Below are 11,860 nucleotides of genomic sequence, written 5' to 3' on the forward strand. Positions count from 1 at the left end.
CTTGCCCTTGCGTCTGGAGTCTTTCATGAGCCTGTTGATACGCACCTGCGCCGCCCTGGCGCTCACCGCCAGTCTTCCCCTGTTTGCCGCGCCCGCACCGATGCACAGCCAGTTCCTGCCGTCGGATGACATGACCCTGCGCGCCGAGACCCCGGAACAGCAACAACTGCTGCAAGTGACCGAGTATGCCGTGGTGGTGGGCAACCAGCGCCAGTCCAGCCAGCAGCCGATCCCGGTAACGTCGCCGCTGATGATGCGCCTCAAGGGCAAATCCCTGAACAAAGGCGCGACCATCGCCCAGGTAGTGCTCAATTTCGACGCCGAAAGCAAAAGCCTGAAAAAACCGGCCTACGACGACGCCAGTAAAACCCTGACCTTGTCCTATCCGGTCGCCCAGTACCGTGTGATCGTCGATCTGCTGCGCAATGAAACGGTGTATGTGCAATTCCTCAGTTACGCCAATGGGCATATCTGGGCGGATCTGCATACGGGCGTCGTGCGCGCCAAGTAATCAAGCTGCACAGATCCAGCCATGCAAATGCAGTCAATGTGGGAGCTGGCTTGCGTGCGAAAGTGTTGAGTCGGTGACAGATGAGCTGACTGTCCCACCGCCATCGCAGGCAAGCCAGCTCCCACGGGCGTGTTTGGTTGTTTTCGAAAATGGTGTCCGACAGGTAGACTTCAGGCCCCGTGTAAATGTCTGCAGGCTGGAGTCGGTAATGCGTAAAGATAAGAAACAGGTGATTGGCGACGAGATCGGTGACGATCAGATCAAGTTGTTCCTGGATTTCGAGCCAGTCGATGCGACTTCACCGTCCCTGCATAAGCTGATCAAGGCCTACCGTGGCCTGCGTATCGACGATTTCGAGCGGTTCCTGGGTTTTTTCAAGGAAGCGGGCCTGGACCTCGACGGCAAGGACGAGCGCGGCCAGACCTTCGTTGACCTGATCAAGGACCAGCGCAACGCGGACGAGTACATCGAACTGATCGAAAACGCTCGCGGCTGATTATCCAAGGCATAAAAAACGCCCCGTTCTCGTTCCGAGAGCGGGGCGCTCGTTCCCACGCTCTGCGTGGGAATGCCTCCAGTGACGCTCTGCGTCATAACCTCAAGCGTAGCTTTCAGTCTCGGCGGCAGGTGCAACCAGTTCCAGGCTGATGTTGTTCTGCGCGTTGATCTTGCGATACAGCTCGGCATCGGTCTCCAGGACCTTTTCCCGTGCCGGGAAGATTTCCTGCAGCTTCGCCGCCCACTCACCGGCAGCTTTCTGCGGGAAGCACTTCTCGATCAACTCCAGCATGATCGAAACCGTTACCGAAGCACCTGGGGATGCGCCCAGCAGGGCTGCCAACGAACCATCCTTGGCCGCGACCAGCTCGGTGCCGAATTGCAGCACGCCGCCTTTCTTCGGGTCTTTCTTGATGATCTGTACCCGTTGGCCAGCGACTTCCAGGCGCCAGTCTTCGGCTTTCGCTTCGGGGTAGAAGCGGCGCAGGGATTCCAGGCGCTGCTCCATGGACTGGCGCACTTCGCTGACCAGGTACTTGGTCAGGTCCATGTTGTCGCGGGCCACGGCCAGCATCGGGCCGATGTTGCCGGCGCGAATCGACATCGGCAGGTCGAGGAACGAGCCGTGCTTGAGGAACTTGGTGGTGAAACCGGCGTAGGGTCCGAACAGCAGGGATTTCTTGCCATCGACCACACGGGTGTCCAGGTGCGGCACGGACATCGGTGGCGAGCCCACGGCGGCCTGGCTGTAGACCTTGGCCTGGTGATGCTTGACCACTTCCGGGTTGTCGCAACGCAGCCACTGGCCGCTGACCGGGAAGCCGCCGAAGCCTTTGCTTTCTTCGATGCCCGAGGCTTGCAGCAGCGGCAGCGCCGCGCCACCGGCGCCGAGGAATACGAACTTGGCGTCCACTTCGCGGCTGTTGCCGCTGTTGACGTCCTTGATGCTCACGGTCCAGCCCGCGCCGTTGCGCTTGAGGCCAGTGACACGCTTGCTGTACTTGACCTGGGCATCGGCCGAACTGGTCAGGTGGCTGAGCAGTTGATTGGTCAGTGCGCCGAAGTTGACGTCAGTGCCGTTCATCACGCGGGTGGCGGCGATCTTTTCGTCAAGCGGGCGGCCCGGCATCATCAGCGGCATCCACTCGGCCATTTCGGCGCGGTCTTCGGTGTAGTGCATATCCGAGAACGCGTGATGCTGGCTGAGGGTTTCAAAGCGCTTCTTGAGGAAGGACACGCCTTTTTCGCCCTGCACGAAGCTCAAGTGCGGCACCGGGCTGATAAAGGACTTGGACGAGCCAAAGGTGCCTTTTTTGGTCAGGTACGCCCAGAACTGCTTCGACACCTCGAACTGGGTGTTGATGTGCACGGCTTTCTTGATGTCGATGGAACCATCGCCCGCCTGCGGGGTGTAGTTCAGCTCACACAGCCCGGCATGGCCGGTACCGGCGTTGTTCCACGGGTTGGAACTCTCCGCCGCACCCGAATCCATCAGCTCAACGACTTCCAGCTTGAGGCCGGGGTCGAGCTCTTTGAGCAGTACGGCCAGGGTGGCACTCATGATGCCGGCCCCTACCAGTACTACGTCGACTGCTTCGTTATGCGCCATTTAACGCGTCTCCAAAATCTGCAGCACCAAATTGACGGCATGGCTGCCAGGAGTGACGGGGCGGTTCACGTGTTGCCCCGGGTTACCCATGGCCAGGATCGCCATGTCCGATTCGCAATTCTTTGCACCTTCAGCACACGCTTCCTGCCGGGCCAATTTGCCTATGAACGCATTCATGGGCGCCTGTGGCAATTCGACTTATGGTCAAAGCGTGTGATTCGTGCAACCAATCCGTAGCGGACAGGCTCAAGCTCCGGTTGTTGAGGCGTGCTCGGTCCTGTGTGGTTGGGCTGTTCCAGACGCTGATGGTGCTTGTACAAACGCCAAACTATTCATTTGCTCGCCACACTCTTGTGAAGTTGTGAAAACCCGTTTTTTCACGCTCTTTTGAAGACGTGAACCTCAAAAAAGGGCTGCCCCAGCCTGGCACCTGGCCCGAGATCCATGCCAACACGCGGCAGACGGGCAAACAACTCAAGTGGCCGAGCGCAATGGCAGCTCCGGCAGATTCGGTAAAGGTGGGCGGTTGGCAGGAAAAACAGCAAGCGCACCAGCTTCACTCGATCTGTGTGGGCGGCTCTCTGTGGGCGATTCATGGGTCAATGCCGAGGCATTGACGATGCTGCGAGGCCCGATCAGGAGACGTCCTTATAATCGGGGGGAGATTGTAGCGAAGAACGCTAGGGAAATGGGCGTGTTTTATGACTTTTATTAAGGCTTTGGTCAGGATGCCAGTGCGTGGCGTGGGTGCCCATGTACCGTCATCGAGTTCACCCGGGCACTGGCCGGCAGCGGGCGGTGCATCCAACCCAGATGAGTCTCCGCCACTTCCACCCAGCCTTCGCCGACGGGTGGCAGGCTGCACTGTTTGAACGCCAGGCAATGGCCCCGTGCATCGAGCAAGGCATAGTGGCGATGACGCGCGTTGGGCATGAACAGCGATTTGAGGAGGCGCATGGCTTTGTACCTGTTACGTTACATGCTCGAAGATTGCCAGTGTGCCATGACATGGAAATGACGGATTTATGCAAAATTGTAATTTCAACGCGGCTTCAGCTGCCATTCAGGATGGCTGGTGAGCGGCGTGCGTGCACCGTTATACTGCTGGCCTGTTTGCGCCCAGTCCTGGAGAAATGAGTATGTTGCAACGCCTGTTGTTCGGTTTGATCACTGTGACCAGCTTGACCCTGGTTGGCTGCGCCAACAGCCCGCAACAACTCAGCCCGCAACCGAAGCTCACCACGCAGCTGGCGCCGGTGGGGCATGGTCAGCCGGTGTCGGTGCGTGTGGTTGACGGGCGTCCGTCGCCGACGCTGGGTTCCCGTGGCGGTCTGTACCCGGAGACCGCGCTGGTGTCGGTCAACGCTCAGGATGTACTGCCCAAGCTGCAAGCCCAGGCCGAAGCCGCCGTGCGTCTGCTGGGTTTCACTCCGGCCAATTCGCCTGGCGCGCCCCAGTTGACCATCACCCTGGCCGAACTGAAGTACCAATCGCCTAAAGAAGGCCTGTATGTCACCGAGGCTTCCATCGGCGCGACCTTCAAGTCCGACGTCACCGCCGGCACCCGTCGCTACAGTGGTCGTTATGGTGCATCGCTGAATCAGCGCTTCGGCATGGCGCCGAACCAGGAAACCAACACCAAGCTGGTCAGCGACGTGTTGAGCGACGCCCTGACCCGTCTGTTCAAGGACCCAAGCATCGGCTCGTTGCTCAGCTCGCAATAACCGGCGCTTCACAAAAAACCGGGCCCCGAGAGGTGTCCGGTTTTTTTTCGCCTTCTGTTTTATGCCGCCGTGTCGATACAGAAGTCCAGCAGGCTCACACCCGTCAGCAGATCGGCTTCCGGCAGGTCGGCATGCTGGTGCCCGCCGAGGGCGCAGTACACCAGCCAGTGGCGGTCCTGGACGTTGAACGCGAGGCCGCCGATCAGCGCTTCCTGCTCGTCACTTTGAGTGACCCGATACAGCTGATCCTGGTTGTGCGCATGCAGCATGACAAGCTCCCGAGCGTTCGAAGGGCAACAGAGTGGCTTGTTAAGGTGACGTTCAGGTGACGATGTAAATTACTCGATACATTAAGCGTACAGGGGGGAGGGAGCATTTCTGGCGCATGAGGCCACTATCGTTCAGGTTTGTATCTGAAGTGATACCCAGACACTGATTCACCGAGGTTTGCGATGGCGCTGCCCGCACTGTTGATCAATGCTGTTGCTTTGGCGGTGGCCTTTCCGGCTGCCGCATTGCTGTTTGTTACCCGCCTGCGAGAGCAGCGGGCGATGGCCGAATTGACCGCGCAAAGCGAAGATCGCGCCATCGACCAGCCGATGTTATTCCTGGATGTACGCACCGAACGGGCGCACCGATTGGCCTACCGCATCGGGTTCGCCTGCCTGGGGCTGGCACTGAGCATTTCCTGGCTCAGCACCCGTCTTTAAAAGCGCCACAAAACAAATGTGGGAGCGGGCTTGAACTCGCGAAGGCGGTGTATCAGTCAAGCATGTATCGACTGACACTCAGCGTTCGCGAGCAAGCCCGCTCCCACAGTTTGAATCGGTGCTTACAAGGGAATTCCGGCCTTGACCCGATACTGATTTCTCACTGGCGTCGCGTATTGCACCACCAGGAATGGTCGGTGTTCAGCCGGGCATTCCGCCAGGCGCCGCTCCCACTCCGTCTTGGCCTTGGCCAGCTCATCGGCCGGAAACACCTCGGCTGCCGTCGGCACCTGCAATTGCGGGTCGGCTTCACTCCACTGGGCGTAAGCCAGGTAGTGCACCGGAAACAACCGGTAACCGCCCAGAATCTGCCGGTCCATTTCCGCAGCCAGCAGCTTGGTGTCTTCGAAACGTTCGGTGATCGGCGGCGCGAAGTTCACATGCACACGGCCCTTGTAGCCGGTAATGCCCAAGGCAATGCTCACGTCGTCTTCGCCCGGCGCCTTGCTGTAGGTGCCCGTGGTGGCGCGGATGTACAGCTCGCGCGCCTTGGCCGAGTCGCAGGGGTCGTACTCGTAGCTGATGGACACCGGCGTCAGGTGCAACGACTGGATCACCTCGGCAAACGGCTCGTCCTTGCGGCTGACATGAAACATCTTGAGGATCGCCGACTCGGTACGGTCATCGCCGTCTTTGGCACGGCCTTCGGCCTGGGCAATCCAGATGGAGGCGCCGTCGTTGCGGATCGAATGGTTGATGTAAGCCGACAGCAATTGATAGGCCGCCATCTTCTCTTTGCGCCCGGTAATCGAGCGGTGCACGATAAAACTCTTGTTCAGGCGCATCAGGTCGCTGACGAACGGCTTTTGCAGCAGATTGTCGCCAATGGCGATGCGCGGCGTCGGCAGGCCCGCGTGGTAGACGGCATAGTTGACGAAGGCCGGGTCCATCACGATATCGCGGTGGTTGGCGAGGAACAGGTACGCGGTGCCGGACTTGAGCTGTTCCACGCCGGTATAGGTCACGCCGTCGGTCGCCCGGTCAATGGTGTGGTCGACGTAGTACTCCACCTTGTCCTGCAACGTAGCCACAGTGGTCACGCCGGCAAATTCACGGCGCAATTTGCGGGCGATCATCGGCTTGAGCAGCCAGCCCAGCGCGCCGGCAAAGCGCGGGAAGCGAAAGTGGGTCAGGATGTCCAGAAAGGCCTTGTCACTGAACAGGCGTGCCAGCACTGCCGGGACTTCGCTGTCGTTGTAAGGTCGGATGGTATCGAATTCGCCCATCATGCTCTCTTGTTAGAAACGGCTAGGGTAAGTAAAGGTTCGGATCGAAAAAAGACAGGGCGCGGTCTGAACAAGCGGTGCAAACGTCAATAGCCCTGCCAATAGACCGGCGATTATACGCACAAGTCACCTGGGAGACCGCGATGCTGGAAACCGAGTCGTACGATTGTCCTTATTGTGGGGAGCCGGCGGAGGCTTTGCTGGACCTTTCCGGAGGGGATCAGTCATACATTGAAGACTGCCCGGTATGTTGCCGGCCGATTGTTTTTGAGCTGCAGGTTCACGATGACGAATGGATGCTCACGGTCCGCAGCGAGAATGAATGACAGGTGGGCCCATGCAGCGAATCTATGAACCGGAAAACCTGATGGAAGGCGAGTTGCTGCAACAGATGCTCGCCAGCGAGGGCATCGAGGCGTACCTGGTAGGGCGCCATTTGCTCGGTGGCACCGGCGAGCTGCCGATCTTCGGCCTGCTGGGGCTGGAGGTCGATAATGACCGGGCCGTCGATGCCCGTGCGTTGATTACCGCCTATATCGGCGCGCAGCCCTTGCCTGGCGATGAACCCGACAGTTTTCCCGACGTGCTGGTCTGTTAGGCTGTCGGTCGGTTTACCCAAGAGTCGTGTTACCCCATGTGTGGACGTTATGCCCTGTTTCGCTGGAACCCTGCCTTTGCCGCCTTGCCGGGCTTTCCGGCCGATCAGCAGCCCCAGTGGAACATCTCCCCGAATGATTCGGTGCTGATACAGCGTGTTCTCGACGGCCAGCGCAACCTGGCGCGTGCCCGCTGGGGGCTGACGCCGCCCTGGCTGACTGACCTTTCCCGCACACCGGCCCACGCCCGTGCCGAAACCCTGGCCGAACAGCCGATGTTCCGTGAAGCGTTTCGACAGCGCCGCTGCCTGCTCCCGGCCAACGGTTTCTACGAATGGCGCGGTACCCAGCGCAAGCGCCCGTATTGGCTGACGCCCGGGGAGGGCTCGACGCTGTTTTTTGCGGCGGTGTGGGAGGCGTATCCGGTGCAGGAGCAGGTGTGGCTGAGCACTGCGGTGGTGACCCAGGCCGCGCAGAATCAGCGGCGACCGCTGATTCTGGACGAAGCCGGACAGGACGCCTGGCTCAATCCCGAGACGCCGCTGCATGTGTTGCAGGGTTTGTTGGCGAGTGAGCCCGCCGCGTTGCGCGAGCGGGTACTGGCCAATATGGTCAATGATCCGAAACTGAATGGGCCGGAATGCCTGACCCCGGCCTGATTGGCCTCATCGCAGGCAAGCCAGCTCCCACACTCGGAGGTGTGAATACAGTCAAATGTGGGAGCTGGCTTGCCTGCGATAGGGCCCTCGAGATCGCCGAAAATCTTAGACTTTGAACTGGTTGATCAGTCGCCGCTGCTGCTCCGCCAGCTTGGTCAGATCCGCACTGGCTGCACTGGACTCATCCGCACCACCCGCCACTTCATTGGCCACCTGGCCGATATTGATCACATTGCGGTTGATATCTTCGGCCACCGCGCTTTGTTCCTCGGCCGCACTGGCGATCTGGGTGTTCATGTCGTTGATCACCGACACGGCCTGGGTAATGGTTTCCAGCGCGTCGGCCGCCTTGGCGGCGTGTTGCACGCTCTCGTCGGTACGACTCTGGCTGTCCTCCATCACCCGTACCACGTCCCGCGTGCCCTGTTGCAGCTGCTGGATCATGGTCTGGATTTCTTCGGTGGCCTTCTGGGTTTTCTGTGCCAGGTTACGCACCTCGTCGGCAACCACCGCAAAACCGCGACCTTGCTCGCCAGCGCGCGCGGCTTCGATGGCTGCGTTGAGCGCCAGCAAATTGGTCTGCTCGGCAATGCCGCGAATCGCAGTGAGGATGGCATTGATGTTTTCGCTGTCCTTGGCCAGCGTCTGCACCACCCCTACCGCCTTGCCGATTTCCTCGGCCAACGCGCCGATGGACGTTGAGGTGTCCCGCACAATGCGCATGCCCTGGCTGGCGGCCTGGTCGGCATGACTGGCGGCTTGGGCGGCCTGGGTGGCGTTGCGTGCCACGTCTTGCGCGGTGGCGGTCATTTCGTGCACGGCAGTGGCGACCTGATCAATCTCCACCATCTGCTTGTGCACACCCTGGTTGGTGCGAATCGCGATGTCGGCAGTGTGCTCCGACGAATCGCTGACCTTCTGCACCGAGCTCACCACCTGGGTGATCATGCCTTGCAGCTTGATCAGGAAGGTGTTGAAACCACTGGCGATGGCGCCCAGTTCGTCGGCACGGTCGCTGGTCAGCCGGCGCGTCAGGTCGCCTTCGCCCTGAGCGATGTCATTGAGCATGGCCACCATCTGCTTGAGCGGGCGGGCGATGCCGTGGCCTACCAGCCAGATCACCAGCAAACCGATACCGGCGATCAGCAAACCGGCGACGGTCATGCCGAAGATATCGGTCTTGCGTTGGGTTTCCAGGTCGTTCTGCAGCTTTTGCGAGTCGGCCATCACCGCGCTGAGGGGCAGTTGCAGCATCAAGGTCCAACGCGCTTCGGCCTGGCCGATGTTGAACGGCAGGAACAGCTCAATGTGGCCGTGTACCTTGTCGATGTCATAGCGCACTTCGCCGACCTTCAGTTGGCCCAGGTTGGCCAGTTCGTTGCTGTCGAGCAGATCGCTGGCTTTTTCGCCCAGTTTGCTGGCGTCCTTGGTATAGGCCACCAGGCGCCCGTTGCTGGAGATCAGGGCCAGTTCGCCGGCGCCGTTGTAGAGCTTCTGATCGGCGTTGGTGAGCATTTCCTGGATGAAGTTCACCGACAAGTCGGCGCCGACAATGCCCTGGAAAGTACCGTCGATCATGATCGGCTCGATGAACGAAGCGAGCATCACCATGGCGTTGCCCACCTTGTACGGGGCGGGATCGATGGCGCAGGGCTTTTTGTTTTCCTTGGAGCACAGGTAGTACTCGCTGGCGCGTACACCGGTGGAGAGGATTTTCTGGTCGGCCACGTCGGCCAGTTTATCCAGGCCCAGGCTGCCATCGGCGTTGCGGTACCACCATGGCATGAAGCGACCGTCGGCATCCACGCCAACCACCGGACTGTTCACGTACGCGGCATCGTTGTGGTCGATGGCATTGGCTTCCCAGCCGATGTAGGCGCCGAGGATTTTCGGGTTGCGCACCACGGTTTCGTGCAGCAGGTTGATCAGTTGTTCGCGACTGATCGCCAGGGCCGGCTCGCCCTTGGCGTCTTTCATGCCGAGTAGGGCGTTGGCGGTGGCCAGGCTTTTGGCGGTGACCAGCGGCGCTTCCAGTTCACGCTGGATCAGCGTGGCCTGGGTTTGCGCCAGCGCCGTGAGGCGTTGTTCGATGATCTGTTCGAATTGCACCTGGGTGCGTTCCTGCACCATCTCTTGCGTCCGGGCGCCGGCAAACAAGGCGTAGAGCACCAGGACCGCGACTACGCTCAGGACAATGGCCCCGGCCAGGGCCGCGACAGAAAACTGAATCGACTTGAATTTCATGAAAGCTCCGGGCGCAGGAGAGATGGGCTGCTTTTTTGTATCGGCCACGGAGTCGGTGGTTATAGGGTTTGTCCTACAAAATACTGCGGCATGTCGCAAATTGGATGCTCGCCGCCGCTGTTGAAGTGTGGGATGTATCTGAAAGTCAGCGGTTAAACGTCTGGTGTATCTGGCGTGGATATAAATGAACGCCTAGGATACGCGCCAGGTTTTCAGGGAGAGTCTCATGAATATGAAAGGCATGAAGAAGCCAGCGGCCGTTACCGGGCTGGTTGCAGCGATGTTGCTGGCCGGCTGCCAGTCGGTTAATACCACCAGCGGCGGTGCGGTCGGCGTTGAGCGCAAGCAATACATGTTCAGCATGTTGTCGAGCCAGGAAGTCGACCAGATGTACGCCCAGTCGTATCAGCAGACCCTGGGTGAAGCCAGCGGCAAGGGCCTGGTGGACAAGACCAGCACCAACGCCAAGCGGGTGCAGGCCATTGCCAACCGCCTGATCGCCCAGGCACCGAGCTTCCGTGCGGACGCCGCGCAGTGGAAGTGGGAAGTGAACCTGATCAAGAGCGACGAGATGAACGCCAACTGCGGGCCAGGTGGCAAGATCTTTGTGTACAGCGCCTTGATCGACAACCTCAAGCTGACCGATGACGAGCTGGCTGCCGTGATGGGCCATGAAATCGCCCACGCCTTGCGCGAGCATGGCCGCGAAGCGATGTCCAAGGCCTACGGTATCGAGATGGCCAAGCAGGGTGCGGGTGCGTTGTTCGGCCTTGGGCAGGACAGCCTGGCACTGGCGGACACGGTGGCCAACTACGGCATGACCTTGCCCAACAGCCGCAGCAATGAAAACGAAGCCGACCTGATTGGCCTGGAGCTGGCCGCTCGCGCCGGTTACAACCCGAATGCGGCCATCACACTGTGGAACAAGATGGCCAAGGCCTCGGAAGGCGCACCGCCGGAGTTCATGAGTACCCACCCGGCTTCTGACAGCCGAATCGCCTCGTTGCAGGCGGCGATTCCGAAGGTGATGCCGCTGTACCAGCAGGCAAAAAAATCCTGAGTTAACGCAGATCAATGTGGGAGCCGGGCTTGCCCGCGATGCAGGCGGCTCGGTGTTTCAGTTGCACCGGGTTGCTGCCATCGCAGGCAAGCCAGCTCCCACAGGGATCGGGTTTGCAGCCTTAGATCCAGCCGCTGCTCTGCATGGCCTTGTACACCGCCACTACCGCCAGGATGAAGAACGCCGACGCCGCCAACCGGCGAATCAAGGTCAAGGGCAGTTTCTCCGCCGCAAAATTCCCCGCCAAAACCACCGGCACGTTGGCAATCAGCATGCCTGCCGTGGTCCCGATAATCACCAGCCACAGTTCCGGGTATTGCGCCGCCAGCATCACCGTGGCGATCTGGGTCTTGTCACCGATCTCCGCGAGGAAGAACGCGATCAGCGTGGTGAGGAATGGGCCGAATTTGCGCGTGGTGCTGGCTTCGTCGTCGTCGAGCTTGTCCGGCACCAGCGTCCACAGCGCCGTGGCGCAGAAGCTCGCTGCCAGGATCCAGTGCAGCACCGCATCCGAGAAGAAACTTCCGAACCAGGCCCCCACGGCACCGGCGGCCGCATGGTTGGCCAGGGTCGCGGCGACGATGCCGGCGATGATCGGCCAAGGTTTGCGAAAGCGTGCGGCAAGGATGAGCGCAAGCAGTTGCGTCTTGTCGCCGATTTCGGCCAAGGCAACGATTGCGGTAGGAACGAGTAGTGAATCCAGCATCAGGTAGTTTCCAGGGGCGGGTCGACACGGCTATGACACGTACAGCCTTCCCGCCCCGGGTAAGGTGTGCGTGTCATAGGTCTTGTCAAACCCCGGTCCGTCTGTGCGGACTCCTGGGTCGCATACGCCATGGTCTGCTGACCAAGTATGTTGACGTACGCCGGACGAGCGTGGCGCTCGTGGGAGACTACTCCCCTAGGACGGAGCGGATTCTGCCTAGCCAAATGCCATTCGGCAAGCCTTCTTTTTCAAACGCC

The 11,860-nt window shown here is 60.2% G+C and carries 14 protein-coding genes, 1 pseudogene and 1 riboswitch; of the genes and pseudogenes, 8 read left to right on the plus strand and 7 right to left on the minus strand.

The features are described 5' to 3' along the window. Positions 1-25: 25 nt before the first annotated feature. Positions 26-511, plus strand: a complete 486-nt coding sequence (locus tag ACW9IN_RS08250; protein ID WP_457365406.1) for a hypothetical protein — start codon at positions 26-28, stop codon at positions 509-511. 208 nt (positions 512-719) lie between these two features. Continuing rightward, positions 720-1,007: a PA4642 family protein gene (locus ACW9IN_RS08255; protein ID WP_457365407.1), complete on the plus strand. Its 288-nt coding sequence runs from the start codon at positions 720-722 to the stop codon at positions 1,005-1,007. Between the two features lie 102 nt (positions 1,008-1,109). On the opposite strand, the gene mqo is transcribed toward ACW9IN_RS08255, so the two are convergent. Further along, positions 1,110-2,618: a malate dehydrogenase (quinone) gene (gene mqo / locus ACW9IN_RS08260; protein WP_457365408.1), complete on the minus strand. Its 1,509-nt coding sequence runs from the start codon at positions 2,616-2,618 to the stop codon at positions 1,110-1,112. Positions 2,619-3,341: 723 nt separating this feature from the next. Next, positions 3,342-3,575, minus strand: a complete 234-nt coding sequence (locus ACW9IN_RS08265; protein ID WP_457365409.1) for a hypothetical protein — start codon at positions 3,573-3,575, stop codon at positions 3,342-3,344. 182 nt (positions 3,576-3,757) lie between these two features. Between ACW9IN_RS08265 and ACW9IN_RS08270 the strand changes: the two genes are divergently transcribed. Continuing rightward, the gene (locus tag ACW9IN_RS08270; RefSeq protein ID WP_457365410.1) at positions 3,758-4,342 is read left to right on the plus strand and encodes a YajG family lipoprotein; all 585 of its coding nucleotides are present in this window, start codon (positions 3,758-3,760) and stop codon (positions 4,340-4,342) included. Positions 4,343-4,401: 59 nt separating this feature from the next. On the opposite strand, the gene ACW9IN_RS08275 is transcribed toward ACW9IN_RS08270, so the two are convergent. Beyond that, on the minus strand, positions 4,402-4,611 hold the full coding sequence (locus ACW9IN_RS08275; protein ID WP_457365411.1) for a hypothetical protein: 210 nt from the start codon (positions 4,609-4,611) through the stop codon (positions 4,402-4,404). Positions 4,612-4,794: 183 nt separating this feature from the next. Here ACW9IN_RS08275 and ACW9IN_RS08280 point away from each other — a divergent pair, with 183 nt between their 5' ends. After that, positions 4,795-5,052 carry a hypothetical protein gene (locus tag ACW9IN_RS08280; RefSeq protein WP_457365412.1) on the plus strand — a complete coding sequence of 86 codons (258 nt, stop codon included), beginning with the start codon at positions 4,795-4,797 and terminating at the stop codon, positions 5,050-5,052. Positions 5,053-5,174: 122 nt separating this feature from the next. Here the strand turns inward: ACW9IN_RS08280 and ACW9IN_RS08285 are convergent, their stop codons facing one another. Beyond that, positions 5,175-6,338: a 1-acyl-sn-glycerol-3-phosphate acyltransferase gene (locus tag ACW9IN_RS08285; protein WP_457365413.1), complete on the minus strand. Its 1,164-nt coding sequence runs from the start codon at positions 6,336-6,338 to the stop codon at positions 5,175-5,177. 143 nt (positions 6,339-6,481) lie between these two features. Between ACW9IN_RS08285 and ACW9IN_RS08290 the strand changes: the two genes are divergently transcribed. From ACW9IN_RS08290 to ACW9IN_RS08300, 3 genes are read left to right on the plus strand one after another with little or no spacing between them, the layout of a single operon-like run. After that, complete coding sequence (locus ACW9IN_RS08290) at positions 6,482-6,664, plus strand: CPXCG motif-containing cysteine-rich protein (RefSeq protein WP_457365414.1); 183 nt, start codon at positions 6,482-6,484, stop codon at positions 6,662-6,664. Positions 6,665-6,675: 11 nt separating this feature from the next. Next, positions 6,676-6,936 (plus strand): putative signal transducing protein, encoded by a 261-nt coding sequence (locus ACW9IN_RS08295; protein WP_457365415.1) that lies wholly within the window; start codon positions 6,676-6,678, stop codon positions 6,934-6,936. A 36-nt stretch (positions 6,937-6,972) separates the two neighbouring features. Further along, positions 6,973-7,593: an SOS response-associated peptidase gene (locus ACW9IN_RS08300; protein ID WP_457365416.1), complete on the plus strand. Its 621-nt coding sequence runs from the start codon at positions 6,973-6,975 to the stop codon at positions 7,591-7,593. A gap of 105 nt (positions 7,594-7,698) precedes the next feature. Here the strand turns inward: ACW9IN_RS08300 and ACW9IN_RS08305 are convergent, their stop codons facing one another. Then, positions 7,699-8,541, minus strand: a complete 843-nt coding sequence (locus tag ACW9IN_RS08305; RefSeq protein ID WP_457365454.1) for a methyl-accepting chemotaxis protein — start codon at positions 8,539-8,541, stop codon at positions 7,699-7,701. A gap of 15 nt (positions 8,542-8,556) precedes the next feature. Beyond that, positions 8,557-9,837 (minus strand): annotated as a pseudogene (locus ACW9IN_RS08310) (cache domain-containing protein); the annotation flags it as partial. Between the two features lie 241 nt (positions 9,838-10,078). Here ACW9IN_RS08310 and ACW9IN_RS08315 point away from each other — a divergent pair. Beyond that, positions 10,079-10,897: a M48 family metalloprotease gene (locus ACW9IN_RS08315; protein WP_457365455.1), complete on the plus strand. Its 819-nt coding sequence runs from the start codon at positions 10,079-10,081 to the stop codon at positions 10,895-10,897. A gap of 121 nt (positions 10,898-11,018) precedes the next feature. On the opposite strand, the gene ACW9IN_RS08320 is transcribed toward ACW9IN_RS08315, so the two are convergent. Then, the gene (locus tag ACW9IN_RS08320) at positions 11,019-11,603 is read right to left on the minus strand and encodes a TMEM165/GDT1 family protein (protein ID WP_457365417.1); all 585 of its coding nucleotides are present in this window, start codon (positions 11,601-11,603) and stop codon (positions 11,019-11,021) included. A gap of 87 nt (positions 11,604-11,690) precedes the next feature. Next, positions 11,691-11,812: riboswitch (yybP-ykoY riboswitch) on the minus strand. Between the last annotated feature and the right edge of the window lie 48 nt (positions 11,813-11,860).

The organism is Pseudomonas sp. SDO5271_S396 (assembly GCF_054071795.1).

Excerpts from the sequence above, each read along its gene's own strand:
- ACW9IN_RS08315 (WP_457365455.1), top strand. The coding sequence starts at position 10,079 with ATGAAGAAGCCAGCGGCCGTTACCGGGCTGGTTGCAGCGATGTTGCTG.
- ACW9IN_RS08255 (WP_457365407.1), top strand. The coding sequence starts at position 720 with ATGCGTAAAGATAAGAAACAGGTGATTGGCGACGAGATCGGTGACGAT.
- ACW9IN_RS08295 (WP_457365415.1), top strand. The coding sequence starts at position 6,676 with ATGCAGCGAATCTATGAACCGGAAAACCTGATGGAAGGCGAGTTGCTG.
- ACW9IN_RS08250 (WP_457365406.1), top strand. The coding sequence starts at position 26 with ATGAGCCTGTTGATACGCACCTGCGCCGCCCTGGCGCTCACCGCCAGT.
- ACW9IN_RS08280 (WP_457365412.1), top strand. The coding sequence starts at position 4,795 with ATGGCGCTGCCCGCACTGTTGATCAATGCTGTTGCTTTGGCGGTGGCC.
- ACW9IN_RS08265 (WP_457365409.1), bottom strand. The coding sequence starts at position 3,575 with ATGCGCCTCCTCAAATCGCTGTTCATGCCCAACGCGCGTCATCGCCAC.
- ACW9IN_RS08320 (WP_457365417.1), bottom strand. The coding sequence starts at position 11,603 with ATGCTGGATTCACTACTCGTTCCTACCGCAATCGTTGCCTTGGCCGAA.
- ACW9IN_RS08300 (WP_457365416.1), top strand. The coding sequence starts at position 6,973 with ATGTGTGGACGTTATGCCCTGTTTCGCTGGAACCCTGCCTTTGCCGCC.
- mqo (WP_457365408.1), bottom strand. The coding sequence starts at position 2,618 with ATGGCGCATAACGAAGCAGTCGACGTAGTACTGGTAGGGGCCGGCATC.
- ACW9IN_RS08305 (WP_457365454.1), bottom strand. The coding sequence starts at position 8,541 with ATGATCACCCAGGTGGTGAGCTCGGTGCAGAAGGTCAGCGATTCGTCG.
- ACW9IN_RS08285 (WP_457365413.1), bottom strand. The coding sequence starts at position 6,338 with ATGGGCGAATTCGATACCATCCGACCTTACAACGACAGCGAAGTCCCG.
- ACW9IN_RS08275 (WP_457365411.1), bottom strand. The coding sequence starts at position 4,611 with ATGCTGCATGCGCACAACCAGGATCAGCTGTATCGGGTCACTCAAAGT.
- ACW9IN_RS08290 (WP_457365414.1), top strand. The coding sequence starts at position 6,482 with ATGCTGGAAACCGAGTCGTACGATTGTCCTTATTGTGGGGAGCCGGCG.
- ACW9IN_RS08270 (WP_457365410.1), top strand. The coding sequence starts at position 3,758 with ATGTTGCAACGCCTGTTGTTCGGTTTGATCACTGTGACCAGCTTGACC.